Here is a 24,830-nt window from a genome sequence, read left to right as displayed (position 1 = left end):
TTTTACATTCCAATACAAATAAATCTCTACTAAAAATTAAAATTGTACAAGTAAAAATCCCCAGCAACAAACGCAGAGGATTCATCATTAATGGAAAGCTTTTATAATTGTGGGGTATATTACAAGGGTAATAATTTGGAGAACAATAATTGCCATAACAATCATGCTAAAATAGAAGATTGGTTTACTTCGCTTCATTAAAAACATAATAATAAGCATCGTACAAGCAAACAAACTTAAGAAGAACAAACTTGTTGTCGAACTAAGTATACCACTTGGGACAAAGAACAATAACACTACACTACAAGTACCTATAATTCCAAATAACCATTCCATTCATTCACTCATTCCCTTTCCCTCTCATGGCTGTTTTCTCTAAGCAATCAAATGTTTCACAACATCAACTACATACGTTAATTTCTCATACGCTACAAATCCAAAAGCAACCGTCAAGCCCGTTACAACTAATCCTTTCATCATTTCTGCCTCCTCGTTTTATCGTTGTTATCTTCATTATAAAAGATTAGCAATTTCTTACCATCGAACTACCTTACAGTTACCTTACAGAATTGTAAGATTTCAAAAAGAGATTGAAAAACACCTCATATCGCTTGAGGTGCTTTCACGGAATTTATTTATAATCACTTGCAAAATTAACTTTTTCTCTTTGTTATTTTTCGGAGAATCCACTCTTAAACTAATAGATTTACTAAAAATTTTTGGATTGAAATAATAACAAAAATCTGTTTGAGGACAGTATACACAATACACATCTATCTCTTCTTTATTCACTTCTTTTGTAGTGACTCCGCTTGTCGTAGAATAACTAGATCGGAATCTAACTTCTAGTATCCCTCTTGCATTCAATTCTCTATATTTCACTTGTACCCTTTTAAATCTCCCGTCTTTATACACTACAAGATCAAACGGCGAATGCTCTGTTTGTGGCATTAAAATCATGTATCCTTTTTCATACAAATCAACTTGTGCCTTTAAAACAGCTAAATCTCCTTTTGTTTTTGTATGATGGTACACTTCTTCTCAGCACCTTTTTACATATTTTATAATAATATTCGTTCCTTTTCTTAACTTACCTCCCAATATTTTCTCATTAAAAGAACACCCTTTGTTAAAATCATGTTAATATATTTTTGTGCAATTAAGAATTTTTTTGCAAGGGGGATTATATATGTTCAAAAAAGTAGCTGCCGATGTTTTAGGATTAAGCGATGTAGGTTCTGTCATTACACCGAAAGATTACGATAAAGTCGATGCTGATGATTACGTAATGCATGAAGATGGAGAGAAAATTTACTTTCTAATTAAATCGAAATCAGATGAATATTGCTTCACAAACAAAGGATTACTCCATCTAGATGGTACAAGTGCGACAAGTAAAAAACGTACACTACGCCGCTTTAGTTATAGCAAATATCAAATTAAAAACGTAGCACTTGAAACTGCCGGAACGATTGATTTAGATGTAGAAATTAAGTTTCAAATGGGCGATGAGCATTACTCAATTGATGTTCATAAAAAACATATTGAAGAATTAAAAGATTTATATAAGGCTTTACTTAAAATCGAAGAAATTTCATACGACAACGATATTACATTACAATATGCACACAAAAGTTTAGATATGGCATCTAATGCTTTCAGCCGTATTTCAAACGCACAAGTAAACTTAGCAGAGCAATTTAAAGAGATGAACGAGATCGCCTTTAACTGGCTTGTTGATACGAAGAAACAATATAATGTGAAAGATTATGGTTTTGTCTTTGACAAGTTTATTAACAACTAATTTAAAACAAACAAAAAACCTTGTTATCAGAAGATAACAAGGTTTTCTTAGCGTCCCAGGAGAGATTCGAACTCCCGCTCCGCCCATTTCCTTACTACTTTATATATTTTGATCGCAGTCTTAATATATCTTCTCCTTCGCGAATGCCTGCCGATCCTTTCCTCACATTTTTTACGACAGTCCAATTCGGGTTAGTTTCATCACCGATGTTCTGTACTGTAAAATTGCCATCACCATATTTCCGGTGACCTTCTGCCAATTTCTCCGTTAAATCATTCTCATTTGATCTCGCCATCTTTGCGCCATCTCCCTTTTTTATACGACCTTCTTAAACCATCTAACCAATCACAGGTCCAGTCAATTGGAGATTCTCGTTTTCCGCTTCTATTAATTGTAACACACTAACAGGAATAAGTTTCGATAACGGTTGCTCAATCGTACTAGAGCGGTAAAAAGTTTTATAATATTGTAAGTGAACAGTTAGGAGAATCTGGATATGGATTTGAGTTCCACCATAAACCTATTGATTCTTTAAATTAAATAAGAGGAATAGGGCGCAACAGTTGTAGGCAAAGGGAAACCACCTTTTGTAGGTGATACGGAAATACCTCCAACTAAAGTTGAAATTAGAAGAAAACAATAGATAAGAGGTGTACTTATGTCTTTATACGAATTAGAAAAAGTTGATTTTATGGGCTACAATAAAGAAGAAAAAATAGCCTATTTAGTCATCGCTGATGAATTAGACTGGTCTGATGAGGAAAAACATATTGAATTACTGCAAGAAAAAATCAATTTGTATTTGGGCTTTATAGAAAGTGACGAGGTTTACGAAAGGTATCCTGAAGTAAAAGGGTATCGTTTTGTTATTAAGATATTGGGGAAATATCTTTTTACTGAATGGGGCAAAGAATTTTTAGAAAAGGTTGATGAGGTTCTCGTTGAAGCTGGATATGGTTTTCAATACGTGCATAAACCATTTGATGAGCCTGAACAAACAAATAATATAACTGACTAGCAAAGAGCTTTTTTAAGCGCTCTTTTTAATGCACTTTAATCTGTTGCATATACTCATTATCATATATCCCGTTATAATATTTTTTAACCTCTTGCACATACATCAATTTGTAGACAAACAAAAAACCTTGTTATCAAAAGATAACAAGGTTTTTTTAGCGTCCCAGGAGAGATTCGAACTCCCGACCGTACGCTTAGAAGGCGTATGCTCTATCCGGCTGAGCTACTGGGACATGGAGCGGGTGAAGAGAATCGAACTCTCGACCAGAGCTTGGAAGGCTCTTGTTTTACCACTAAACTACACCCGCATATGTTATTTTATTTTTCTTCGTTAGCGCCGTTGCCCTATCGACAATATTTATTATATGTATAACCATACATAAAGTCAACACCTTTTTTAAAAGAGGATAATTTTTCTTATCCTCTTTTAAAAACTGCTTGTTCAACTAGCTGTCCGTCTAACGTTTCAAAACGAACTTCCATTTGATTTTCATCCATTTTTAATAAAGCAAATGTCTTTTCTACACGCTGACGTGGTAATAAAACACTGCCTGGGTTAATAAATAAAACGCCGTTGATTAATTCTGCACCTAATACGTGAGAGTGTCCGAAGCACGCAACTTGCGCCCCTACCTCTTCTGCATGGTACGCTAATGTTTGCAATGTCATTTTCACGTTATGACGATGTCCGTGCACAACTAAGAAACGAATGCCATCTACATCAGTTACGATTTCGTCTTGAAAGTTAGCATAATCACAATTCCCTTTTACAACATGGAAACCTTGCAACTCTTCATGAGCAGGCGTTAGCTCCGAATCACCGCAATGAATCATGATATCTACTTTCCCTTCATATTTCTCTTTTAACTGCTGTAATTCCTTCACAGAGCTATGACTATCGCTTACGATTAAAGCTTTCATCAATCTCTCTCCCTTATTCTCCTAAAAACCATTCCGGGATTTTTTCTTCTAATTTACGAAGAGCACGTCCGCGGTGGCTAATGGCATTTTTCTCATCTGAGCTTAGTTCCGCCATCGCTTTTTTATATTCTTCCACATAAAAAATCGGATCATATCCAAAGCCGTTTTCTCCGCGGCGCTGTTCTAAAATATATCCTTCACACGTCCCGTTTACAATAACAGGCTTTTTATCACCTTCAGGGAAAGCTACTGCTAATGCACAGTAGAAGCGAGCTTTACGCTTATCAAACGGTATTTCATTTAATTCTTGTAACACTTTATCAATATTCGCTTGATCATCTTTCGGCTCTCCAGCAAAACGAGCTGAATACACGCCTGGCTTTCCATTTAAAGCATCTACAATAAGACCTGAATCATCTGCGATTACAATTGCATTCAACTGTTTGCTCAGACTATCCGCTTTTAAAATCGCATTTTCCTCAAATGTTTCACCAGTTTCTTCGACTTCTTCAATATGAGGAAAATCGTGTAATGATTTTACTTCTAAATCAAATCGCTCAAATAACTCAGCAAATTCACGTACTTTCCCCATATTTTTTGTCGCTACAACAACTTGTTTCATACTTTCCACCTCTACTCTATATGAGATACGATGTCGCCTAAAGCTTCTTTTTGCATGTCAATCAGTTGGAAAATGCCTTGTTCCGCAGCATCAAGTAATTCATTTAACTGTGCTCTGCTAAACGTCGCTTCTTCTCCAGTTCCTTGCACTTCAACAAACTGCCCTTTTCCAGTCATAATTACGTTCATATCAACATCTGCTTTAGAATCTTCTACGTAGTTTAAATCTAAAACAACACCTTGTTCTTCAACAATCCCTACCGACGTTGCTGCTAAATAATCTTTCACTGGAATTTTAGATACTTTTTCTGCTTGTAATAACTTCTCAAACGCTAATACCATTGCTACATATGCACCTGTAATAGAAGCAGTTCTCGTTCCACCATCCGCTTGAATAACATCACAATCAATCCAAACCGTTCTCTCACCAAGTGCTTCTAAGTCAACTACCGCACGTAATGCTCGTCCAATTAAACGCTGGATTTCCATTGTACGTCCTGTTACTTTCCCTTTACTTGACTCCCTAATTGTACGTTGTTCTGTCGCACGTGGAATCATCGCATATTCAGCTGTTACCCAGCCCTTTCCTTCTCCACGCATAAACGGCGGGACACGCTCTTCAATTGTCGCTGAGCAAATTACCTTTGTATCCCCAACCTCAATTAATACTGATCCTTCTGGATGTTTTAAATAATTCGTATGAATATGTATATGGCGTAATTCTGTTTTCTCTCTACCATCTACTCGCATAAAAATAACCTCCTCATAACTACTTGTTAGTATAGCCAAATTTAAATGTATGATATGTATACAATAAAAGAAGGGGAACTCAAAAAGCAATTCCCCTTTCTTACTTAAGTATATCAAATTATTGGCGATTAAAAACTACCTGTATTCACGTTTTCTGGACGATCTACCGGTTTTATTAACTTTCCGCCCTTTTCATCTATAAGATTTGCTTTACCATTTACTTCAATAGAAACGCTTTTCACGCCTTTCTTTTCAGTTAAAGATAAAACTAACGACTTCAATACGTAATTTGAAACCATATTTTTATCTGGGTTTATAAATATATTTTCGTTAAAGTTTAATGTAAGATTTCCATCTTGTAATTTCGGATTCGTAATAAGTTTAACTCCTGGATTAAAATCATTCAGGAGCGATTGATGGATCGGACCTTTTACAAGCTCATCTATAATTGCTGCATAGTCATTTTCTTTACCTTCCGCAACGCGGCGTGTGACTGGTACGTAGTATTGCTGTTTATTATTATTTTGCGCCATAAAATACAGTGTGACTGGTTTTGTATTTGTTACATCTGCTACTTGTTCATCATCGAAGTTAATACCATTTGCACGGCTCACTCCTTCACCAAGCGGTGTACCACCAACCGGCATCTTTGCCAATTTCTCACCATTTATTTGGAACTGCACTTGTTTTATCTCTGTAAATTGCGTCAACGTCCAAGCTATAGATTCAACGATTTGACGCTCTTCTTCTTTCGCATAGTTTTTCATTTCTTTAGAGAAATCAATAACTGCCGTTCCGTCCTTTTTCAAATCTAAGGTCATCGTTGTATTCGCCGGAATGACTGCACGAAACCCATTTGGTAATAAATTCGTTACCGGTCCATCTTTCACAAGGTATTCTAACGTTTGCTTCACAGTCTCATTTGCTTTCGGAGTAGGTATAGCTAACGTTTGTGGTACAACATAACCATTTTTATCAACAAGGTATAGTTCTCTATTTACCATTTGCCCTTGCTTATCTTTTTTAGCTACTTCTTTCTTCCCACCCTCTGTATACGTAACTTGTTTTGGCGGATCAATTTGTTCAGTTGCTTTCTCTTGATTTATAAAGCCACACCCTGTTAGTAAAACAGCGCTCACAGTAGCACCAACAACCCATTTAAAAGTGGATTTAGGCATGCCATTCCCCCCTAAAATCTAAGTTTGTACTATTATGTATACGAGCTGTTTCACGTTTTAGAACAAGCTGTGCCTCTTATAAATTGAAACTTTAATCAGCAGGGGTCTTACTACCCAGCAAATAGCAAGATAAAACAAAAGCTCCTGATTTCTCAGGAGCTCACTTATATAAATTCTACTATTATTCTTTTTCTAAATGAATATGCTTCACATTTTCAATCGGTTGACCAAACCATTTTGATGCAATTTCTTTAAACAAGCCTATTTTTCCTGTTGTTAAGAAGAGATGATCGCTTTGTTCTTCTCCTTCATTCAACATTTTACTATGATATAAGATTGTACTTACTTCACGTGCTGTTTCATCACCAGAACTAATTAGTTGCACTTTATCTCCCATTACTTTTTTAATAACAGGTCCTAAAATCGGATAATGTGTACAACCTAATATAAGTGTATCAATATCGGTACTTTTCAGTGGTTGCAGCGTTTCTCTTACAACTTCATACGCCATTTCACTTTCGAAATTCCCACTCTCTACAAGTTCAACGAAAGGTGGACAAGCTAAACTTTCTACCATAACACGGTTATTAATAGACTTTAACGCCTCTTCGTATGCACCACTTTTCACCGTTCCAATCGTTCCAATAATCCCAACGTGATACGTGTTTGTCACTTTTAAAGCTGTACGTGATCCTGGGTGAATAACTCCTACTACTGGAATTGGTAATTGTTTTTGCATCTCTTCTAATACAACTGCAGTTGCTGTATTACACGCAATAACTAACATTTTAATATTTAAATCTAGTAAATGCTCCGTCATTTCCCACGTAAATTGACGTACTTCTTCTCGAGAACGTGGACCATAAGGACAACGTGCTGTATCTCCTAAATATATGATACGCTCTTTCGGCAATTGACGAATTAATTCCTTCGCTACTGTTAAACCGCCAACTCCTGAATCGATAACACCGATTGCTCTATTCAACTTCATCACCCGTTTTCTCATTCATCATCTTTTATGTTTATCATTATATTTTACACACTTTAAGTTCGCTCACTTCAAATGCTTCTGTATGAAAATTTTCATTTGCCCATGTATAGACTAGGACCTTTTTTATTTTGCTCCTTTTTTTCGTAATTTGCAAGATAGAAAAATAACCGACCTTCTATAAGAAAGTCGGTTTCTTCTATATAAAGTGCATATTCATTGCTCCATCTTTTTTTGAAAAGAAGACATTCCCATTAATAAGAAGAAATGAGCAGAAATTAAAATGACGATAATTTATTTACAGCCCTTTTTATAGCCTTACCTATTTCCACGCTAGACTGTGGATTTTGTCCTGTAATTAAATGACCATCTACTACTACATGCGGCGTAAAATTGGGGGCTACATAAAACAAAGCTCCTTCTTCTTTCAACTTACTTTCTAACAAAAACGGAACGCGCTTTTCTAAATGTACAGCTCTTTCTTCATCGTTTGTATAACCTGTTATACGCTTACCCGCAACAAAAAACGAGCCATCCTTATTTTTCACACCGACTAAAGAGCTTACTCCGTGACAAACAGCCGCTACAATCCGGTTATTGTTATACATATTCTCAATCAAATTTGCTACATATGGATTACCTGGAAAATCTACAATCGCCCCGTGCCCACCACAAAATAAAACCGCATCATAATCCGAAAAATGAACATTTGAAATCGGCCTCGTATTTTGCAATAAAGAAGCTACATGCTTGAATTCGCGAGGTATACCATTCGGAATAGACACTCTATCTATAGGTACTCTCCCACCTTTTATTGACACAATATCAACATCAAACTTAGCCTTTTTAAATACATGATAAGGAGCTGCGAGCTCTTCCAGCCACAAACCAGTCGGGTGTCCATTCATATCATGAGCACTTGTTGAAACTAACAGTATCCTTTTCAACATATCCCCTCCTTATTACCTATTTATGTATGGAGTGTTCTTATCATTCATATAGCAAGTGAAGCAAACAAAAAATAGCCGACTTTTATATAAAAGTCGGCTGCTTTCTTATAATTCGAGCTCTCCCATACGAAGAAGCTCCACAACTGCTTGTGAACGTCCTTTAACCCCTAGCTTTTGCATTGCGTTTGAGATATGGTTGCGAACTGTCTTTTCACTTATAAAAAGTTCACCTGCAATTTCCTTCGTTGTTTTATCTTGAACCAGCAATTCAAATACTTCTCTCTCTCTCTTTGTGAGTAAAGGTTTAGATTGATACGCTTTTTCCTTCAACTGGTATAACCCTCCTTGCTTAAGCCAGAGCTGTGTATGTGTAAGTTGGGTGTTTATTTAGTCAAGATATTGTATGAACGAAATGTGCAGGTGGTGAATAAAAATGGGCTTTATTTCCTATGTTATTTTAGACTTTTATACAGTGCGTACACTCTTTTTATCCACTTACTTTCCAACGCGCCATATTTGTTCTAGCAATATACTTACAACCGTACCTACAAATAAACCATTACCGAATATATATTGCATAATAGACGGCAAGGATTGGAGTGCTCCAGACGGTAAAAACATTACGCCGCTGCCAAATAATACTGCAACGCCTAAGATCGTTACATTCCTTTCACTCATCGGCACTTGTTTTATATTATTAAATCCAATTCCAATTAACGGTACGAACGAAGCCATTAAAACAGCCGATGCAACAGCTGATGGTAAAGATGCTAAGTAACGAATAATACTTGGAAAAAGAGACATTATGACTAGTAACGCACATGCCATTAAGAACGATCGTATATACTTTTGTTTTGTTAAACGTATAAATCCTGCCGTTGCTGGTAACGGAACGACACCTACAGTTGAAAATACAGAAGAGATGAGATGTGAAATCCCCCCAACCCATGTTCCATCTTTCAACTGTTTTTGTTCAATAATCGCTTTATGAATAGTTGCTTGATTAATTGCTATAATAGCTGCCACCGTATTCGAAACTAAAATACATACCATAACGAAACTGGATACAGCCATACCAGTATTCCATTTTGGAAGTCCCCAAGCAAATATATGTGGAAGTTGCACAAAATGAGTTACTTGAGATGGGATTGTCACTTTTCCTGCAATGAGAAAAATAATCCACCCACTAATTAATCCTATTAAAACTGCATAACTTTTGACAAAGCCTTTTCCAAAATTAGATAGTATAATAACGAACAGAAATATACTAAACGCGATCATTGCTGTAAATCCGTCGATTTGAGAAATAGTAGCTGTAATTCCTAACATTCCTTTTAAAAATACACCACTTAATTGTAAACATAATAAAAGTAAAAACGTCCCTGTCACAAGCGGCGTAAATAAAAATAAAATACGTCCTATAAAACCAGTTACTCCTAATCCTATTAAAATAACACCGGAGATTATCATTCCTAATTCTAAAATTTGCAGTGTACTATGTAATTGATCCTGTCCGGCCGTTGCATAAGCAAGTACGGTAAATACACCAACCCAAGATCCAGCCGGCCCATCCGCAATTGGCAGTCTATGCCCAAGCCACCCTTGTAAAAAAGAAGATATACCAACTACAAAAAACGTACGCTGCATTAAATAAAATATTTCTTCCGTCGTAAGATGAAATAATCCGCCAACGACAATTGGTAGTGCGATTGAATTTGCTAATAAAAATATAAACCATTGCAAAGTTCCCATAATATGATTTTGGTTATGTTGATTGTCCAATTTTTTCATCCCTTCTAGCTTTCCTATAAAAATATATTGTAAGAATAAAAAAGAAGAGTTCTATACTCACCATTAGAACCCTCCTCAAAATATTTAAACGATTCTTCTACACAAGATTATTTAATTCCACCTCATTTAAACTTCCAACAACAATATTTCCTTTATACACGACTAAACGTTTTTCTGTTTGACGCGCTACTGCTTCAGCAGCGCATGTCGCATTCGTCAAAACAAAGCTCGCTTCATCCCCTACATTCGGCCATACTCGCTTCCCTTCATTATTTAACGTTTCTTTTCCTCCTGTAATAAAGCGGAGTGCTTTTCCTAAAGACCTTTCGTCACTCCACCCAAAACGCTCTGCTAATCGATTCGCCTTTTGAAGCATATCACCTGTTCCAAACGGTGACCAATGATCTGTAATGCTATCATTGCCTAATGCAACCTTAACACCTTTTTTATCTAATAACGGAATTGGGATTACTTGTTTACCAATTGGCACTGTTGAAGTAATATCAATATTTACATTTGCGAGTCTTTCTGCCACTTCTTCAGCCTCTTTATCAGTAACACCACCAAGTCCAAGTGCATGACTAATCGTTACACGGCCTTGCCATCCTGCTTCTTCTGTTAAACTTGCCAATCTCTTCATCGTAAACGTTCCAAGATTATTCGCATCGTGCAAATGAATATCAACATCCGCATTAAATTCTACTGCGATATCCATAATTGTATGTAATGACTTTTCAATGTCATTATCTACTGTAGCTGGATCTACTCCTCCGACTAGATGAGCACCCATACGCATCGCATCTTTCACGAGTTGCACAGAATCACTGCGCAATAATCCATGTTGCGGAAACGCAACAATTCTACTAGACACTCGATTTTTATATGTTTCTAATGCCGCTAACGTCGCCTCCAGATTACCAAGCCCAATAATCGGATCGACATTACAATGCGTTCTAATATTCGTTGCACCATTTTGCAGTAGTAACTCTAGCATATTTTCCGCTCTATTTTGGGCAGTCGCTAATTGCTTTGGTAAAATTTTTTCTTCTTCATTAAAACGTGTAAAAATACTTTCTGCTGGCATACAAGCTTTCCATGGGCCACTATAATATGTTTTATCAATGTGAATGTGCATCTCTTTGAAAGCTGGCAACATTAATAAGTTCTTAGCATCAAAAGTTACTATATCTTCCTCTTGAACAATCCCTTTTATAATTTTTTTAATTCGACCATCTTCAATAAGTAAACTGCATAATTCTGTTTCTGTTTGTGAAATTCTCTCTTCTTCATATGTATATCCTGATTCAAGCATTACGTTAGTCAACCAATATACTGTCATCTCTATTTCCCCACCCTTTATTAAAAATCACCTCATAACTACAAGTTTAATATCCACTGAAAATTAAGACAATTAATACGATCACTTCTCACAAAAAAATGTAATACAACCCCATAGTCTTCTCATAAATTTCCATATAGAATAAAAGTATGCAGTTTGATATAAAAAGGAGTTGATTGGAATATGTCAAAAAAGTTATGTAAATCCGAAACTGATAAAATGCTATTTGGTATATGTGGTGGTTTAGGAGAATATTTTGATATTAGCTCTACTCTTATTCGTATCATTTGGGTTATTGCTGTTTTATGTTTTGGGACAGGATTTTTAGTTTATTTCATTTGTTTATTACTTATGCCACGTTCGTACTAACGGCATTATTTCACATACTTAAGAAGAGAAATCACCTATAGAATCCTATAGGTGATTTTTTCATGAAGAATATTTCATCGTTAAATGTAATACCGCTACTTCTTCTTCTTCATTTTTATAAATATGCTTCTTATTCGCTTCAAATTGAATGGAATCAAACTCATTTAATTCGTATACATCATTCTCCACTTGAATAGACACTTTCCCTTTCATTACCGTTACAAGCTCAATCGCACCTTCATGATGAGCTTCTGGCTCATATATACTATTTGATCGTAAACAAGCGCGGTGCATTTCCATCCCTGTTTCTTTCGTATAACGGAACATCGTTTCTAAATGCCACGCTTGTCCTTCATCTACTGCAAATCCTTCTCCACAGCGCGCAACAGCTACAGGTTCTCCAACAACCATTAATCTGGATAAAGGAATTGATAACCCTTTCGTTATTTTCCAAATGACAGCTAGTGTCGGATTTGTTTCCCCTCTTTCGATCTTTCCTAATGTTAATTTACTAACTCCTGTTTTATGAGCTAATTCTTCTAGACTTAATTTCTGTTCATTTCGAATTTGTCTCAATAACTGTCCAACTTGTTGAATGACTTCTTTCGTTTGCATATCTTCATTTTCTTTCATATATAAAACCACCTTAAAGTATAAAATAGTTTACTTTTAATAATTAAAAGTATATCATACTATACATAATTATTTATTTTCGAAAGGAGTGTTATACTTCATGCGCGCAATTTTATTAGGTCTTTTATCATCGGCCTTTTTTTCTGCAACCTTTATTATTAATAGAGCGATGAATGTATCTGGAACGAGCTGGGCTTGGACAGCTTCCTTCCGTTTTTTATTTGCTCTTCCTATTTTATTCCTTATCGTTTTATTTCGCAAAAACTTTAGGGGATTATGGGAAGATTTAAAAAAACATCCATTGGCATGGATCGGATGGGGTTCTGTTGCCGGTATTGGTTTTTATTCTTTATTAAGTTTCGCAGCTGTCTTTTCTCCAGCTTGGCTCGTTGCTGGAACTTGGCAAGTTACGATTTTAGCTGGTTTACTACTATCACCACTATTTTTCGTGAAAATAGAAACAAAATCAGGTACGAAACTTGTACGTGGAAAAATTCCACTTCGTAGCTTATATGTTGCATTATTTATTTTACTTGGTGTAATTTGTATGCAAGCAACTGCCGCAGGCCATATTACAATGACTCAGTTCATTTCAGGTTTTTTACCTGTCGTATTAGCCGCTTTCTTATATCCGTTCGGTAACCGAAAAATGATGGAGCTTGTTGGTGGACGCCTTGATACGTTCCAACGTGTATTAGGAATGGCAATTGGAAGTCTTCCTATAACAATCTTGCTTGGTATATACGGATTTTCTACTACTGGCATTCCAACATCCAACCAAATACTTCAAGGATTTTTGTTAGCATTATGTTCCGGCGTTATTGCGACGATGACATTTTTCTTTGCTACTGACTTAGCAAAAGATAACCTCGCTCTACTTGGAGCTGTTGAAGCAACACAAGCTGGAACGATGGTCTTTACCGTACTTGGAGAAATCATTTTCTTAAATGGTTCACTCCCTGGAGGACTTTCTCTCATCGGAATGATTATTATCATGTTAGGAATGGTTGCAAATAGTATTTTAAACCGTTCTGTTCCAGTCGTTAAACAGAAAAAATCGGCATAAAAAAAGGGTATGGTTCTATAGAGATGAACCATACTCTTTTTTATTGTCCCCCTATTTCGCCTTATCAGAATAGTATTTCATTGGCTGCTTATACTAAAACTTATGTTATAATACGTTTCATGCGCATTAATAGGAGGTAAATTATGTTAAAAAAAGCAATCGCTGAATTTATTGGTACATTTGTACTTGTATTATTCGGAACTGGAGTAGCTGTCACTGGCGGCGGAATTGAAGGAATTGGAACATTAGGAATCGCTATGGCTTTCGGTCTATCTATTGTAGCTATGGCATATAGCATCGGAACAATTTCTGGATGTCACATTAACCCAGCAGTATCAGTAGCTATGTTCATCAACAAACGAATGAACGCTATGGAACTTTGTTATTATGTATTAGCTCAAATTTTAGGTGGTTTATTAGGAACTGCAACGTTAGTAACAATTTTAAAATCTGCTAAAACACCTTTAGATAATTTAGGACAAAATGGTTTCGGAACTCTTGGTTTATCTGGAGCATTTTTAGTTGAGTTCATTTTAACTTTCGTATTTATTTTAGTTATCGTTGCTGTAACAGGTAAAAAAGGAAGTTCTTCTTTAGCTGGACTAGTAATTGGTTTCACATTAGTTTTAATTCACTTATTAGGAATTCCGTTAACTGGAACATCTGTTAACCCAGCTCGTAGTATCGCACCAGCTTTATTTGTTGGTGGAGAAGCACTTTCTCAACTATGGGTATTCATCGTAGCACCAATTCTTGGTGGTATCTTCGCAGCTATCGTAGGTAAATTCATTTTAAATACTGAAAAATAGAATTTTCAATATTTCTGAATAAAAAAAGGCGAGCCCTCATTATGAGGAAGCTCGCTTTTTTTATTCTTTCATTTTAGACTTTAAATTTGTAACTAATTGATCTACCGTTACATTTGCAAGTACGTTTTCCATCGCTTCTTGCGCTTGCATTAAAATAATTTCTAATACCGATTGAATATTAGCTCCTACTGGACATTCAATGTTGGGATTTTCATGGAAGGAAAATAGCTGTCCTTCTTCTACAACTTCCACTGCTTTATATACATCAAGTAATGTAATTTCTTCTAAATCTCGAGCAAGTGTCGTACCACCTTTACCAGCTTGTACATCAACAAGTCCTGCTCTCTTCAACATTCCTGTAATGCGACGAATCACAACTGGATTTGTATTCACACTACCGGCAATCCATTCAGAGGTACAGCGAGAGTTTCGATCTATCGCAAGTAATGTCAGCATATGAACACCTACTGTAAAACGACTACTAATCCCCATCTGCACACCCTCCTTTTTATTCATTCTATTAAAAGACGACTCTTATCATTATATACTATTTTTAATTTATACATAAAGAAAAAGCATGATTTCAATAAGAAATCACGCTTTTCTCTCATTATTGACGCTTTATAAATTTCGCTAAATCTTTAAATTTCACTTTATCTGAGTAATTCATTACGCCATTTACGTAAATGCGACTTGTAACAGCACTTAAAATACCGATTGTCGCTAAAAGCCCCGCCAATGTTATCATAATTTCTAACATACCAGTTTCACCAGCTACAAAGCGTGAGAATGTAACCATCGGGGTAAAGAACGGAACATAAGAGCTTATAACAACGATAGTACTATTTGGGTCACCTAACGATTTAAGACTTATAAAGAATGCTGCAATTATTAAAATTGAAATCGGTAGCATTACACCTTGCAAATCCTCCGTCTTAGAAACAACCGCACCAGCAGCTGCATACATCATCGCATACAGGAAATATCCTGTAACAAAATAAATTAGGAACATACCGATTATTTTTGCATCTAACTTTGTAACATCAATTACGCCAAATAATGAACCATTTTCTAAATCTACCCACCCTAGTAAATAAGGAACTAAATAACCACATGCCAATATGACAAGTTGTAATAACGCTGTTGAAACAACCGCTAAAATTTTTGCATACATCATCGTAAGAGGTTTTACTTTCGGAATCATAACTTCCATAACGCGAGAAGCTTTTTCAGAAGCAATATTCATCGCAATTGTGCTTCCGAACGCAACAATAAACATATATAAAGCGAATATGAAGAAATATGCAATTCCGGCAGAGGCAGAACGATCTTTTATTGCTTCTTGTTTCACAGAAATTTCGGTTTGCAATTGTTGTGCAATTTCTGATGAAACATTATGTTTAGCAACTGTTACCGCCATATATTTTCCCTTTAAATAACTAGCTATAATTGTAGAATTTGTTTCACTAGCGAACCCATTAAACATATACGTGACTTCTGGAACTCCATTCTTTTCAGTTACACGAAACAAACCGTCTAACTCGCCTTCTTCTACTTGTTTATGCAGTTTATTGAAATCTTCTTTTGAACCAATTGTTAATTTAGCTGATGGTAATAACTTAGTTAACTCTTCTTTTTGTATTTTATATGTAGAACTCTCTGTCACAACTGCAATTTTATCTTTATCCTTATTTTTATCATTACTTGAAGTAAAATGATTGAACGCAAAAATCCCAAAAACAATTAAAAATAAAATCGCGCTCATGATTAATGATTTTTTAGATAAAAACGCTTCCCTGAAATAAAATGAAAATACGTGAGAAAATTTACGCATCGTTATTTCGCCCTCTCTACAAAGATTTCGTTTAACGTCGGCTCTAACATTTTAAATTGTCGTAAGGTAACACCTTGTTCTTGCAACTGTTGTAAAATCTTTAGAGCTTCTGCATCATCTTGTACTTGCACATAAAGAAGACCTTGTTGTTTTTCATAGGATACATGAATAGCTTCTAATCCCTTCGCATTCTCTTCTGTATCTTCAATCGTTAAATTACGGAAACCGTACTCTTTTTTAATATCACTTAACTGGCCTTTTACGACTGCTTCGCCTTTTTTCAAAATACATACATGTTGGCAAAAAGCCTCTACTTGTTCCATACGATGACTAGATAAAATAATCGTCTTTCCGCTCTGTACTTGTTCTTCAATAATGCTAGCTAACATTCCAGCATTAACTGGATCCAGTCCACTAAATGGTTCATCTAAAATGAGAAGTTCAGGATTATGAAGAAGAGCAGCAATTAATTGGATTTTTTGCTGATTCCCTTTTGAAAGCTCTCCAGCCGTTTTAAATTTATATTCTGGTATCGCTAAACGCTCTAACCAGTGATCAATAGCGTGATCCACTTCTTTCTTCGACATTCCTTCTAATCTACCAAAATATCGCAGCTGATCTATTACTCTACTTTTTGTATATAAACCTCTTTCTTCTGGTAAATATCCAATTGTTACACCACTATTTCCAAATGCTTTTCCATCCCATGTAATCGAACCTTCATTAGGCGTTAATAATCCGAGAAGCATTTTGATTGTTGTTGTTTTCCCTGCACCATTTCGTCCAAGTAACCCTAGTACTTCACCTTTTGGTAACGAAATTTGCAAACCGTTAACTGCTTTTGATTCCCCAAATTGTTTCGTTAAGTTTTGAATTTGTAAACTCAAGTATAAAGCCTCCCCTTTAGTATCATTCGTACTCTCTTTCAAAGACTATGTTTATTCAAGACAAAATATAGCACCACGCTTCATCCTCCTATATGTAAACATCATCATGAATCCATCATTTGTTCTATTTAGTTAAAATTGTAAATAACAAAGTTCTTTTTGTCAATTATAATTGTCATTACGACAATAAAACTTGTCAAAACAACTATTATTATTTTGCTCATCTTTCTAATATAGGACATACTACTATATATATAAAAGACAATATGCAAATGTTCATATAAAAATATTATATTTTAATATATAATATAAAATGATTTTCTAACATCAAGGAGGATACATATGAAGATGAAGAGGGGCATTACCACTTTATTATCTGTAGCGGTTCTATCTACATCACTTGTAGCATGTTCAGGAACACCAGAGAAAACAGTGGCGAAAGAAGAGAAAGTAAAATTAACAGAACAACAATTAATGGCTGATTTATGGTATCAAACAGCCGGTGAAACGAAAGCACTTTACTACCAAGGGTACAACATTGGTCAATTAAAGCTTGATGCAATTCTTGCAAAAGGGACAGAGAAAAAACCTGCTATCGTGCTTGATTTAGACGAAACTGTTTTAGATAACAGTCCTCATCAAGCAATGAGCGTAAAAACAGGCAAAGGCTATCCTTACAAATGGGATGATTGGATTAACAAAGCTGAGGCTGAAGCCCTTCCAGGCGCAATTGATTTCTTAAAATATACAGAGTCTAAAGGTGTAGATATTTACTACGTCTCAAATCGTAAAACGAATCAACTAGATGCAACAATTAAAAATCTTGAGCGTGTAGGTGCTCCTCAAGCAACGAAAGAACATATATTACTACAAGATCCGAAAGAAAAAGGGAAAGAAAAACGCCGTGAACTCGTTTCTCAAACCCATGATATTGTCTTATTCTTCGGTGATAACTTGTCTGATTTCACAGGTTTTGATGGAAAATCTGTAAAAGATCGTAACCAAACAGTAGAAGATTCAAAAGCACAATTTGGTGAGAAATTCATTATTTTCCCGAATCCAATGTATGGTGATTGGGAAGGCGCTTTATATGATTATGATTTCAAAAAATCAGATGCAGAAAAAGATAAAATCCGTCGCGACAACTTAAAATCATTTGATGTAAAATAAAAGAGGATGGCGAATGCCATCCTCTTTTATTTTACTTTCTCTGTTAAAGGCAAGATAAATACTTCCACACGTCTATTCTTTGCCTTTCCTTCTTGCGTATCGTTTGGAGCAATTGAACGGTATTCTCCGTATCCAATCGCACTAAATTTTTCTGGTTGTAATTCTTTATTTTGCAGTAATACTTGCATAAAATTAACTGCCCGCTGCGTACTTAATTCCCAATTCGACGCAAACTGCGCATTGGCAATAGGGACATTATCCGTATGACCCGATACTGTAATTTCACGAGGTGACGCTGAAACAAGTAAGCTAGACATCTCTTTTGCAATCCCTAAAGATTCTAATTTCACATCTGCTTTCCCCGAATCAAACAGTATATTTTCTAATATTGTCACCATTAATCCCTTTTCAGTTAATTTAGTTTGAAAAGAAGAGGATAATTGTTTTTCATTAATATATTGATCAATCTTTTTTTGTAATGCTTTCAATTCATCCATCTCTTTTTTTTCTTTAGCTCTAGCTTCTTCTTGTTTTTTTGCTTGTTCTGCCTCAAGGCTACTTGCTGATAATTCTTTTTCATCATTTGGCTTTTGATCACTTAAAAATTCTTTGTTGCCTGTTCCCCCAGCTAATTCACTTCGAAAAGCAACTGCCATCTGTTTAAACTTCGCAGCATCTATACTACTCATTGCGAATAAAACGATAAACAATGCAAATAACAACGTTAACATATCAGAATATGGAATTAACCATGTTTCATCGATATGCTCATCATGTTTTTTCTTTTTACCTCTTCTATTTTTCTTACTCCGCATTTTTTTCTGCTCCTTTTTCTAGCTTTTTACGCTCGGTTGCAGAAAGTGCACCTAAAATACGGTTCTTCATAATAAACGGATATGTACCTTCTTGTAACATTAATAAACAATCAATGATTAAACGTTTTTTCTCAATTTCAGCTGAAGATTTTTGCTTTAACTTATTTGCAAATGGATGCCATAATACATAACCGGAAAAAATACCAAAAATCGTTGCAATAAACGCACCCGAAATAGCATGACCTAACTTTTCAATATCAGTTAAGTTACCAAGCGCAGCTACAAGACCGATAACAGCACCCAAAACTCCTAATGTCGGTGCATACGTACCAGCTTGTGAAAAAATAGCAGCTCCCTTTGCATGTCTTTCTTCAATTGCCTCTAATTCAGATTCCAAAATCTGCTCTAAATCTTCTGCGGATACACCATCAATCACAAATTTCATACCGCGCAAAAGAAATTCATCTTGAATTTTGTCTAATTGTTGCTCTAAAGACAAAATACCGTATTTTCTACTTTCAGATGTCCAATGAACAAATAATTCTAGCAACTGTTCATAACTTAAATCCTTTTTATTTGAACCAAAAAGAACTTTAAATAGTTTTGGAACCCTTTTTAGTTGATTCATCGGAAATGCAATACATACTGCAGCAAATGTACCGATAAAAATAATTAATGCTGCGGCAGGATTTAATAAGGCTGTTATGTCAGCGCCCTTGACGACCATCCCTACTACCACTGCTACAAATCCTAAAATAAGTCCAATAATTGTTGCAAAATCCATTCCCATTCACTCCTAGTCTATACAAGAAGTTCTCTATTCTCGATAATCGCTACATCTTCTTATGTATATATATTACATAAAAAATGCATTTCATGAAAGATAAGAAATGAATTATATAAAAAAATACTACAAATTCACACATTTTCTGACATTTTCTTTGCATTTCTATTACGTTATGACTCTTATATTCCTTTTCCAACAAACTAGATTTATAATAAAAAAACATTACACATTCTATTAAGAAGGGACTGTGATTACAAGGCATCATGAAAAAGATAATAATTATTTCTGCCACTACTATTGTAATCGGTATCACATCTTTCGCTTACTTTGGTTCTAAAACACCACTACATAATGAAGCAAAAGCTGTCGAAAGTCAAAAGCATAATAACCATAAAAAAGAAGAGATTCCTGCTTTTCCAAAAGCTGATCATAATGCAAAGAAAATAGACAATGACTTTTCAGTTGTAACAAATCCAAAATCTAATCTTGTCTTAATTAATAAACATCGAAAACTACCAGATGGATACATTCCTGAAGACTTAACGAGACCAAATGTACCATTTATTAGTCCAAAAGATAAAGAAAAAACATTGCTGCGAAAAGATGCTGCAGAGGCACTTGAAAACATGTTTAAAGCTGCGAAAAAAGAAGGGCTTGATCTTACAGCTGTATCTGGTTATCGTTCATACAAACGCCAAAAATCGTTGCATGATACATACGTTAGACGTCAAGGAAAAGCCGAAGCTAATTCGGTAAGCGCAATTCCTGGTACAAGTGAACACCAAACGGGTTTAGCAATGGATATTAGTTCAAAATCAGCTAAATTTCAATTAGAGCCTATCTTCGGGGAGACAGCAGAAGGAAAATGGGTCGCAGAACACGCTCATGAATTCGGCTTTGTCATTCGTTACTTAGAAGATAAAACAGATACAACAGAATATGCATATGAACCATGGCACTTACGCTACGTTGGTAATCCATACGCTACATACCTATATAAACATCACTTAACATTAGAAGAAGCGATGGAAGACAAAAAATAAGAGAGCAAATTGCTCTCTTATTTTTCTTTCACTCTGTTATTGTATTAATTTCTTCTTCCATTCTTCAGGCCATGGTTCGCCTCTTCCTGTTTTTTTCGACGCTTGAACCATCATTCCACGACCTACTAAACAAACCTCTCCTGCTGCATTCTTCACCATATAATGTAAATCTAAAGAAGAATTCCCGACCGATCCTGCCTTTACATACACCTTCAGCTGTTCATCAAAATATATTTGCTTAATAAAATTACATTGTAAATCCGCAACAACGATCATCGTTTCTGATGATGCATGTGTCCACTCTTGCATAAATCCAAGTTCTTTAAACAACGCAATACGAGCTTCTTCAAAATAAGTAAAAGCAACGACATTATTTACATGTCCAAACATATCTACTTCACCAAAACGAACCTTTACAGGGTTGTAAAACGAAAAACCACTTTCCCATTGCTCAAAGTCTTCAATATAAGAAATCCTCTTCATTGTTATCTCTCCTTTTCACCTTAAAATAAACAGAATAAACAGAAAAATATAGTTATAAATATTGCCTCTTCGATATGAAGAGGCAATATTTATTAATAGTTATTATCGCTACCAAAGAAATCTTTGAACGATTGAATTGTTGTATCACGGTTTAATGCCGCAATTGAAGTTGTTAAAGGAATACCCTTCGGACATGATTGCACACAGTTTTGCGAGTTACCACAGTTTGCTAGTCCTCCATCTCCCATAATTGCACGTAAGCGATCTGCTTTATGCATTTCACCCGTTGGATGTGAGTTGAATAAGCGAGCTTGTGATAACGGTGCTGGTCCAATAAAATCAGACTTACTGTTTACGTTTGGACATGATTCTAAGCAAACACCACATGTCATGCATTTTGAAAGCTCATAAGCCCATTGACGCTTTTTCTCAGGCATTCTTGGTCCTGGACCTAGGTCATACGTACCATCAATTGGAATCCACGCTTTAACGCGTTTTAGAGCATTAAACATGCGACTACGATCAACTTGCAAGTCACGTACAACCGGGAATGTCTTCATCGGTTTTAAGCGAATTGGTTGCTCTAATTGATCGATAAGTGCCGTACATGATTGACGTGGTTTTCCGTTAATCACCATCGAACATGCACCACATACTTCCTCTAAGCAGTTCATATCCCATGCAATCGGAGTTGTTTGGTTCCCTTTTGAATCAACAGGATTACGACGGATTTCCATAAGTGCTGAGATAATATTCATATTCGGACGATATGGAATTTCAAACTCTTGGTCAAAGGCTTGCGCATCTGGCCCGTCTTGTCTTGTAATGATGAGGCGGATTGTTTTCTCAGACATGTTGTTTATCCCCCTTCTCTTCACCCTTAGCAGCTACATCGTGTTTTGAAGAATAATCACGTTTACGTGGTTTAATTAACGAAATATCAACGTCCTCGTAATGGAATGCTGGTGCATTTCCTTCTCCCTCAAATTTTGCCATCGTAGTTTTTAAGAAGTTTGCATCATCACGATTTGGGAATTCAGGTTTGTAATGCGCCCCACGGCTTTCATTACGGTTATATGCGCCAATTGTAATAACACGTGCTAACTCAAACATATTTGCAAGTTGGCGTGTAAATGAAGCACCTTGGTTACTCCATCTTGCTGTATCGTTAATGTTAATACGTTTGTAACGAGCCATTAATTCTTCAATTTTCGCATCTGTTTCTAATAATTTTTTATTTTCACGAACTACTGTAACGTTATCTGTCATCCATTCTCCAAGCTCTTTATGAAGAACATACGCATTTTCGTTACCATCCATCGTTAAAATATTGTTAAATTTCTCTGTTTCGATTAATTCATTTTGCTCATATACAGTAGATGAAACAGCATCAGATGATTTAGAAAGACCTTTCATATATTCAATTGCGTTTGGTCCCGCTACCATACCACCATAAATTGCTGATAATAGTGAGTTCGCACCAAGACGGTTACCACCGTGCATAGAATAATCACACTCACCTGCTGCAAATAAACCTGGAATATTTGTCATCTGTTTATAATCAACCCATAGTCCGCCCATTGAATAGTGAACAGCTGGGAAGATTTTCATCGGTAGTTTACGAGGATCATCCCCTGTAAATTTCTCATAGATTTCAATAATTCCACCTAGTTTAATATCTAGTTCTTTTGGATCTTTATGAGAAAGATCTAAGTACACCATGTTTTCACCGTTAATACCTAGTTTTTGCTCTACGCAAACATCAAAGATTTCACGTGTTGCGATGTCACGAGGTACAAGGTTTCCGTAAGCCGGATATTTTTCTTCTAAGAAGTACCATGGTTTACCATCTTTATATGTCCAAACACGTCCACCTTCACCACGTGCAGATTCACTCATAAGACGTAATTTATCGTCTCCAGGAATTGCCGTTGGGTGAATTTGAATGAACTCACCGTTTGCATAATATGCGCCTTGTTGATATACAGCAGAAGCTGCTGTACCTGTATTGATAATGGAGTTTGTTGATTTTCCGAAAATGATACCAGGGCCCCCTGTTGCCATAATCACGGCATCTGCTCCGAAACTTCTAATCTCCATAGTTTGTAAGTCTTGTGCAACGATTCCTCGGCACACACCTTCATCATCAACAACAGCTCGTAAGAAATCCCAACCTTCATATTTCGTTACAAGTCCTGCTACTTCGTGACGACGTACTTGTTCATCTAATGCGTAAAGTAATTGCTGTCCAGTTGTTGCACCAGCAAATGCTGTACGGTGATGTTGCGTTCCACCAAATCGACGGAAATCAAGAAGTCCTTCTTCCGTACGGTTGAACATAACACCCATACGGTCCATTAAATGAATGATACCAGGTGCTGCTTCACACATCGCTTTAACTGGTGGTTGGTTCGCTAAGAAGTCCCCACCATAAATTGTATCGTCAAAGTGGATCCATGGAGAATCCCCTTCACCTTTCGTATTTACGGCACCGTTAATTCCGCCCTGAGCACATACAGAATGTGAACGTTTTACTGGTACTAAAGAAAACAGTTCAACATTTACTCCTGCTTCTGCCGCTTTAATCGTTGCCATTAAGCCAGCCAAGCCACCGCCGACTACTATAAGTTTCCCTTTCATGCTCTCCCACTCCTTACTGGTTTGCTAGCTGTGGATCGATGAACGCTAATAATGCACTCACACCTACATAAGATAAACCTAAGAAAATAGCTAATGTTACATAAGTAGAGATTCTTTGTGAACGTGGAGATACTGTAATTCCCCAGCTGATGCAGAATGTCCATAGTCCATTTGCAAAGTGGAAAATTGTTGAAACAACACCAACTAAGTAGAATGCAAACATAGCTGGATTGTTTAAAATATCTGCCATCATATCATAGTTTACCTCTTTACCTAACATTGCTTGAATACGAGTTTCCCAGACATGCCAAGAAATGAAGATCAGCGTAACGATACCTGAAATTCTTTGGAAAACGAACATCCAGTTACGGAAATAACCGTAAGAAACCGCATTGTTCTTAGCTGTAAATGCAATATATAAGCCATATATAGCATGGTACAGTATCGGTAAAAAGATGATGAAAATTTCTAGCGCATACCGGAATGGAAGGAGCTCCATAAAGCCTGCAGCTTTGTTAAAAGCCTCTGCTCCTCGTGTTGCAAAGTTGTTTACAATTAAATGTTGCGTCAAAAAGACACCAACCGGGATGACCCCCATTAATGAGTGCCACTTACGAAACGTATACTCGCGGCCTTTCATGTCCCCATTACCCCCCTTGAATGTTTGACTGCTGTTTTCAGATTAGTTTATGACAATAATGTTTTTTCACTATTGGCATAAGAAAAACTGAAAAAATTATTCGAAATATTTCAGCATAATTTGATACCAAGTTCATTTTACTCCTATTTTTGTCGAAGCGTCAAGAAAACGTATACATAATTTGCATATAATTTGCCAATTCTTTTTTTCTTCTTATATATTCAGATTTTCCTAAAGAAAAATCTGTTTTTATAAATGTGAAATGTTATATAATAATCCCTATAGAAAGAGGGGA

28 protein-coding genes, 2 tRNA genes and 2 pseudogenes are annotated in these 24,830 nt (G+C 35.9%); 8 read left to right on the top strand and 24 right to left on the bottom strand.

The features are described 5' to 3' along the window. Positions 1 to 87: 87 nt before the first annotated feature. Together ACTFRY_RS02030 and ACTFRY_RS02025 are read right to left on the bottom strand one after the other, a co-directional pair. Entirely contained in the window at positions 88 to 336 is a 249-nt protein-coding gene (locus tag ACTFRY_RS02030) for a hypothetical protein (protein WP_001983650.1), read from the bottom strand. Between the two features lie 295 nt (positions 337 to 631). Beyond that, positions 632 to 1,035 (bottom strand): annotated as a pseudogene (locus ACTFRY_RS02025) (group I intron-associated PD-(D/E)XK endonuclease). Positions 1,036 to 1,189: 154 nt separating this feature from the next. Here ACTFRY_RS02025 and ACTFRY_RS02020 point away from each other — a divergent pair. Further along, complete coding sequence (locus ACTFRY_RS02020; RefSeq protein WP_000475205.1) at positions 1,190 to 1,804, top strand: PH domain-containing protein; 615 nt, start codon at positions 1,190 to 1,192, stop codon at positions 1,802 to 1,804. Positions 1,805 to 1,898: 94 nt separating this feature from the next. Here the strand turns inward: ACTFRY_RS02020 and ACTFRY_RS02015 are convergent, their stop codons facing one another. Continuing rightward, the gene (locus ACTFRY_RS02015) at positions 1,899 to 2,099 is read right to left on the bottom strand and encodes a hypothetical protein (protein WP_000124460.1); all 201 of its coding nucleotides are present in this window, start codon (positions 2,097 to 2,099) and stop codon (positions 1,899 to 1,901) included. A gap of 152 nt (positions 2,100 to 2,251) precedes the next feature. Here ACTFRY_RS02015 and ACTFRY_RS02010 point away from each other — a divergent pair. Next, a pseudogene (locus ACTFRY_RS02010) lies at positions 2,252 to 2,344 on the top strand (DUF6572 domain-containing protein); the annotation flags it as partial. A 118-nt stretch (positions 2,345 to 2,462) separates the two neighbouring features. Then, positions 2,463 to 2,822, top strand: coding sequence for a DUF6572 domain-containing protein (locus tag ACTFRY_RS02005; RefSeq protein ID WP_000061064.1), 360 nt, complete (start codon positions 2,463 to 2,465; stop codon positions 2,820 to 2,822). Between the two features lie 158 nt (positions 2,823 to 2,980). Here ACTFRY_RS02005 and ACTFRY_RS02000 read toward each other — a convergent pair. The 11 genes from ACTFRY_RS02000 to ACTFRY_RS01950 all read right to left on the bottom strand — a co-directional run bounded on the left by ACTFRY_RS02000 (position 2,981) and on the right by ACTFRY_RS01950 (position 11,359). Further along, positions 2,981 to 3,054: transfer RNA gene (locus ACTFRY_RS02000), tRNA-Arg, on the bottom strand. Between the two features lies 1 nt (position 3,055). Continuing rightward, positions 3,056 to 3,129, bottom strand: a tRNA-Gly gene (locus ACTFRY_RS01995). A 109-nt stretch (positions 3,130 to 3,238) separates the two neighbouring features. Beyond that, on the bottom strand, positions 3,239 to 3,742 hold the full coding sequence (locus ACTFRY_RS01990) for a metallophosphoesterase (RefSeq protein WP_000645489.1): 504 nt from the start codon (positions 3,740 to 3,742) through the stop codon (positions 3,239 to 3,241). A gap of 13 nt (positions 3,743 to 3,755) precedes the next feature. Further along, complete coding sequence (locus ACTFRY_RS01985; protein WP_000815929.1) at positions 3,756 to 4,364, bottom strand: XTP/dITP diphosphatase; 609 nt, start codon at positions 4,362 to 4,364, stop codon at positions 3,756 to 3,758. Positions 4,365 to 4,375: 11 nt separating this feature from the next. After that, positions 4,376 to 5,113, bottom strand: coding sequence for a ribonuclease PH (rph, locus tag ACTFRY_RS01980; protein ID WP_016118680.1), 738 nt, complete (start codon positions 5,111 to 5,113; stop codon positions 4,376 to 4,378). 128 nt (positions 5,114 to 5,241) lie between these two features. Beyond that, positions 5,242 to 6,291 (bottom strand): spore germination protein GerM, encoded by a 1,050-nt coding sequence (gene gerM, locus ACTFRY_RS01975; RefSeq protein WP_001126745.1) that lies wholly within the window; start codon positions 6,289 to 6,291, stop codon positions 5,242 to 5,244. Positions 6,292 to 6,472: 181 nt separating this feature from the next. Continuing rightward, a complete protein-coding gene (racE, locus tag ACTFRY_RS01970) occupies positions 6,473 to 7,282 on the bottom strand; it encodes a glutamate racemase (RefSeq protein WP_000774005.1) in 810 nt (269 codons plus the stop codon). Between the two features lie 275 nt (positions 7,283 to 7,557). Beyond that, entirely contained in the window at positions 7,558 to 8,229 is a 672-nt protein-coding gene (locus tag ACTFRY_RS01965; RefSeq protein WP_016118682.1) for a type 1 glutamine amidotransferase domain-containing protein, read from the bottom strand. Positions 8,230 to 8,334: 105 nt separating this feature from the next. Further along, positions 8,335 to 8,559 carry a spore germination transcription factor GerE gene (gene gerE / locus ACTFRY_RS01960; RefSeq protein WP_000659484.1) on the bottom strand — a complete coding sequence of 75 codons (225 nt, stop codon included), beginning with the start codon at positions 8,557 to 8,559 and terminating at the stop codon, positions 8,335 to 8,337. Between the two features lie 165 nt (positions 8,560 to 8,724). Beyond that, on the bottom strand, positions 8,725 to 10,020 hold the full coding sequence (locus ACTFRY_RS01955; protein ID WP_098617007.1) for a purine/pyrimidine permease: 1,296 nt from the start codon (positions 10,018 to 10,020) through the stop codon (positions 8,725 to 8,727). Between the two features lie 97 nt (positions 10,021 to 10,117). After that, positions 10,118 to 11,359 (bottom strand): amidohydrolase family protein, encoded by a 1,242-nt coding sequence (locus ACTFRY_RS01950; protein WP_000219559.1) that lies wholly within the window; start codon positions 11,357 to 11,359, stop codon positions 10,118 to 10,120. Positions 11,360 to 11,542: 183 nt separating this feature from the next. On the opposite strand from ACTFRY_RS01950, the gene ACTFRY_RS01945 reads away from it, so the two are divergent. Then, on the top strand, positions 11,543 to 11,728 hold the full coding sequence (locus tag ACTFRY_RS01945) for a PspC domain-containing protein (RefSeq protein WP_000038411.1): 186 nt from the start codon (positions 11,543 to 11,545) through the stop codon (positions 11,726 to 11,728). Positions 11,729 to 11,788: 60 nt separating this feature from the next. Here the strand turns inward: ACTFRY_RS01945 and ACTFRY_RS01940 are convergent, their stop codons facing one another. Continuing rightward, a complete protein-coding gene (locus ACTFRY_RS01940; RefSeq protein ID WP_000661924.1) occupies positions 11,789 to 12,361 on the bottom strand; it encodes a helix-turn-helix domain-containing protein in 573 nt (190 codons plus the stop codon). Between the two features lie 100 nt (positions 12,362 to 12,461). On the opposite strand from ACTFRY_RS01940, the gene ACTFRY_RS01935 reads away from it, so the two are divergent. Both ACTFRY_RS01935 and ACTFRY_RS01930 read left to right on the top strand, forming a co-directional pair. Beyond that, a complete protein-coding gene (locus ACTFRY_RS01935) occupies positions 12,462 to 13,427 on the top strand; it encodes a DMT family transporter (protein WP_001201625.1) in 966 nt (321 codons plus the stop codon). 143 nt (positions 13,428 to 13,570) lie between these two features. Continuing rightward, a complete protein-coding gene (locus ACTFRY_RS01930; protein ID WP_000913213.1) occupies positions 13,571 to 14,236 on the top strand; it encodes an aquaporin in 666 nt (221 codons plus the stop codon). A gap of 60 nt (positions 14,237 to 14,296) precedes the next feature. Here ACTFRY_RS01930 and ACTFRY_RS01925 read toward each other — a convergent pair whose 3' ends face one another. From ACTFRY_RS01925 to ACTFRY_RS01915, 3 genes are all read right to left on the bottom strand, one after another. Next, positions 14,297 to 14,728: an Rrf2 family transcriptional regulator gene (locus ACTFRY_RS01925; protein WP_000512998.1), complete on the bottom strand. Its 432-nt coding sequence runs from the start codon at positions 14,726 to 14,728 to the stop codon at positions 14,297 to 14,299. A gap of 118 nt (positions 14,729 to 14,846) precedes the next feature. Next, complete coding sequence (locus ACTFRY_RS01920) at positions 14,847 to 16,070, bottom strand: ABC transporter permease (RefSeq protein WP_098601435.1); 1,224 nt, start codon at positions 16,068 to 16,070, stop codon at positions 14,847 to 14,849. A 2-nt stretch (positions 16,071 to 16,072) separates the two neighbouring features. Further along, the gene (locus ACTFRY_RS01915; RefSeq protein ID WP_044796506.1) at positions 16,073 to 16,957 is read right to left on the bottom strand and encodes an ABC transporter ATP-binding protein; all 885 of its coding nucleotides are present in this window, start codon (positions 16,955 to 16,957) and stop codon (positions 16,073 to 16,075) included. A gap of 342 nt (positions 16,958 to 17,299) precedes the next feature. Here ACTFRY_RS01915 and ACTFRY_RS01910 point away from each other — a divergent pair, with 342 nt between their 5' ends. After that, complete coding sequence (locus ACTFRY_RS01910) at positions 17,300 to 18,127, top strand: 5'-nucleotidase, lipoprotein e(P4) family (RefSeq protein ID WP_044796505.1); 828 nt, start codon at positions 17,300 to 17,302, stop codon at positions 18,125 to 18,127. A gap of 26 nt (positions 18,128 to 18,153) precedes the next feature. Here the strand turns inward: ACTFRY_RS01910 and motB are convergent, their stop codons facing one another. Together motB and motA are read right to left on the bottom strand one after the other, a co-directional pair. After that, positions 18,154 to 18,942: a flagellar motor protein MotB gene (gene motB, locus ACTFRY_RS01905; protein WP_001256734.1), complete on the bottom strand. Its 789-nt coding sequence runs from the start codon at positions 18,940 to 18,942 to the stop codon at positions 18,154 to 18,156. Beyond that, positions 18,932 to 19,726, bottom strand: coding sequence for a flagellar motor stator protein MotA (gene motA, locus ACTFRY_RS01900; protein WP_000344853.1), 795 nt, complete (start codon positions 19,724 to 19,726; stop codon positions 18,932 to 18,934). The genes motB and motA overlap by 11 nt, the downstream gene beginning before the upstream one ends. A 266-nt stretch (positions 19,727 to 19,992) precedes the next feature. Here motA and ACTFRY_RS01895 point away from each other — a divergent pair, with 266 nt between their 5' ends. After that, positions 19,993 to 20,772: a M15 family metallopeptidase gene (locus tag ACTFRY_RS01895; protein ID WP_000720201.1), complete on the top strand. Its 780-nt coding sequence runs from the start codon at positions 19,993 to 19,995 to the stop codon at positions 20,770 to 20,772. A 36-nt stretch (positions 20,773 to 20,808) separates the two neighbouring features. Here the strand turns inward: ACTFRY_RS01895 and ACTFRY_RS01890 are convergent, their stop codons facing one another. The 4 genes from ACTFRY_RS01890 to sdhC form a co-directional block, all read right to left on the bottom strand. Further along, on the bottom strand, positions 20,809 to 21,255 hold the full coding sequence (locus ACTFRY_RS01890; RefSeq protein WP_000822733.1) for an acyl-CoA thioesterase: 447 nt from the start codon (positions 21,253 to 21,255) through the stop codon (positions 20,809 to 20,811). Between the two features lie 92 nt (positions 21,256 to 21,347). Continuing rightward, positions 21,348 to 22,109, bottom strand: a complete 762-nt coding sequence (gene sdhB / locus ACTFRY_RS01885; RefSeq protein WP_001291827.1) for a succinate dehydrogenase iron-sulfur subunit — start codon at positions 22,107 to 22,109, stop codon at positions 21,348 to 21,350. Then, positions 22,102 to 23,895 carry a succinate dehydrogenase flavoprotein subunit gene (gene sdhA / locus ACTFRY_RS01880; protein WP_000676750.1) on the bottom strand — a complete coding sequence of 598 codons (1,794 nt, stop codon included), beginning with the start codon at positions 23,893 to 23,895 and terminating at the stop codon, positions 22,102 to 22,104. The genes sdhB and sdhA overlap by 8 nt, the downstream gene beginning before the upstream one ends. A gap of 13 nt (positions 23,896 to 23,908) precedes the next feature. Further along, positions 23,909 to 24,535: a succinate dehydrogenase cytochrome B558 gene (gene sdhC, locus ACTFRY_RS01875; protein WP_000678354.1), complete on the bottom strand. Its 627-nt coding sequence runs from the start codon at positions 24,533 to 24,535 to the stop codon at positions 23,909 to 23,911. Positions 24,536 to 24,830: the final 295 nt, after the last annotated feature.

Origin of the sequence: Bacillus cereus group sp. MYBK195-1, assembly GCF_051916605.1 — a bacterium.
GTDB lineage: Bacteria > Bacillota > Bacilli > Bacillales > Bacillaceae_G > Bacillus_A > Bacillus_A cereus.
Note: the sequence above shows the minus strand (reverse complement) of the source record. Positions and strands in the feature narration are given on the sequence as shown.

What these genes read in the sequence shown, in the direction of transcription:
- ACTFRY_RS01945 (WP_000038411.1), top strand. Translation starts at nt 11,543, where the DNA reads ATGTCAAAAAAGTTATGTAAATCCGAAACTGATAAAATGCTATTTGGT.
- gerM (WP_001126745.1), bottom strand. Translation starts at nt 6,291, where the DNA reads ATGCCTAAATCCACTTTTAAATGGGTTGTTGGTGCTACTGTGAGCGCT.
- ACTFRY_RS01920 (WP_098601435.1), bottom strand. Translation starts at nt 16,070, where the DNA reads ATGCGTAAATTTTCTCACGTATTTTCATTTTATTTCAGGGAAGCGTTT.
- ACTFRY_RS02030 (WP_001983650.1), bottom strand. Translation starts at nt 336, where the DNA reads ATGGAATGGTTATTTGGAATTATAGGTACTTGTAGTGTAGTGTTATTG.
- ACTFRY_RS01955 (WP_098617007.1), bottom strand. Translation starts at nt 10,020, where the DNA reads ATGAAAAAATTGGACAATCAACATAACCAAAATCATATTATGGGAACT.
- ACTFRY_RS01940 (WP_000661924.1), bottom strand. Translation starts at nt 12,361, where the DNA reads ATGAAAGAAAATGAAGATATGCAAACGAAAGAAGTCATTCAACAAGTT.
- sdhB (WP_001291827.1), bottom strand. Translation starts at nt 22,109, where the DNA reads ATGTCTGAGAAAACAATCCGCCTCATCATTACAAGACAAGACGGGCCA.
- ACTFRY_RS01930 (WP_000913213.1), top strand. Translation starts at nt 13,571, where the DNA reads ATGTTAAAAAAAGCAATCGCTGAATTTATTGGTACATTTGTACTTGTA.
- ACTFRY_RS01935 (WP_001201625.1), top strand. Translation starts at nt 12,462, where the DNA reads ATGCGCGCAATTTTATTAGGTCTTTTATCATCGGCCTTTTTTTCTGCA.
- ACTFRY_RS01985 (WP_000815929.1), bottom strand. Translation starts at nt 4,364, where the DNA reads ATGAAACAAGTTGTTGTAGCGACAAAAAATATGGGGAAAGTACGTGAA.
- ACTFRY_RS02015 (WP_000124460.1), bottom strand. Translation starts at nt 2,099, where the DNA reads ATGGCGAGATCAAATGAGAATGATTTAACGGAGAAATTGGCAGAAGGT.
- ACTFRY_RS02005 (WP_000061064.1), top strand. Translation starts at nt 2,463, where the DNA reads ATGTCTTTATACGAATTAGAAAAAGTTGATTTTATGGGCTACAATAAA.
- ACTFRY_RS01950 (WP_000219559.1), bottom strand. Translation starts at nt 11,359, where the DNA reads ATGACAGTATATTGGTTGACTAACGTAATGCTTGAATCAGGATATACA.
- ACTFRY_RS01910 (WP_044796505.1), top strand. Translation starts at nt 17,300, where the DNA reads ATGAAGATGAAGAGGGGCATTACCACTTTATTATCTGTAGCGGTTCTA.
- racE (WP_000774005.1), bottom strand. Translation starts at nt 7,282, where the DNA reads ATGAAGTTGAATAGAGCAATCGGTGTTATCGATTCAGGAGTTGGCGGT.
- ACTFRY_RS01895 (WP_000720201.1), top strand. Translation starts at nt 19,993, where the DNA reads ATGAAAAAGATAATAATTATTTCTGCCACTACTATTGTAATCGGTATC.
- sdhC (WP_000678354.1), bottom strand. Translation starts at nt 24,535, where the DNA reads ATGAAAGGCCGCGAGTATACGTTTCGTAAGTGGCACTCATTAATGGGG.
- ACTFRY_RS01990 (WP_000645489.1), bottom strand. Translation starts at nt 3,742, where the DNA reads ATGAAAGCTTTAATCGTAAGCGATAGTCATAGCTCTGTGAAGGAATTA.
- motB (WP_001256734.1), bottom strand. Translation starts at nt 18,942, where the DNA reads ATGCGGAGTAAGAAAAATAGAAGAGGTAAAAAGAAAAAACATGATGAG.
- rph (WP_016118680.1), bottom strand. Translation starts at nt 5,113, where the DNA reads ATGCGAGTAGATGGTAGAGAGAAAACAGAATTACGCCATATACATATT.
- ACTFRY_RS01890 (WP_000822733.1), bottom strand. Translation starts at nt 21,255, where the DNA reads ATGAAGAGGATTTCTTATATTGAAGACTTTGAGCAATGGGAAAGTGGT.
- motA (WP_000344853.1), bottom strand. Translation starts at nt 19,726, where the DNA reads ATGGATTTTGCAACAATTATTGGACTTATTTTAGGATTTGTAGCAGTG.
- ACTFRY_RS02020 (WP_000475205.1), top strand. Translation starts at nt 1,190, where the DNA reads ATGTTCAAAAAAGTAGCTGCCGATGTTTTAGGATTAAGCGATGTAGGT.
- ACTFRY_RS01925 (WP_000512998.1), bottom strand. Translation starts at nt 14,728, where the DNA reads ATGGGGATTAGTAGTCGTTTTACAGTAGGTGTTCATATGCTGACATTA.
- ACTFRY_RS01965 (WP_016118682.1), bottom strand. Translation starts at nt 8,229, where the DNA reads ATGTTGAAAAGGATACTGTTAGTTTCAACAAGTGCTCATGATATGAAT.
- sdhA (WP_000676750.1), bottom strand. Translation starts at nt 23,895, where the DNA reads ATGAAAGGGAAACTTATAGTAGTCGGCGGTGGCTTGGCTGGCTTAATG.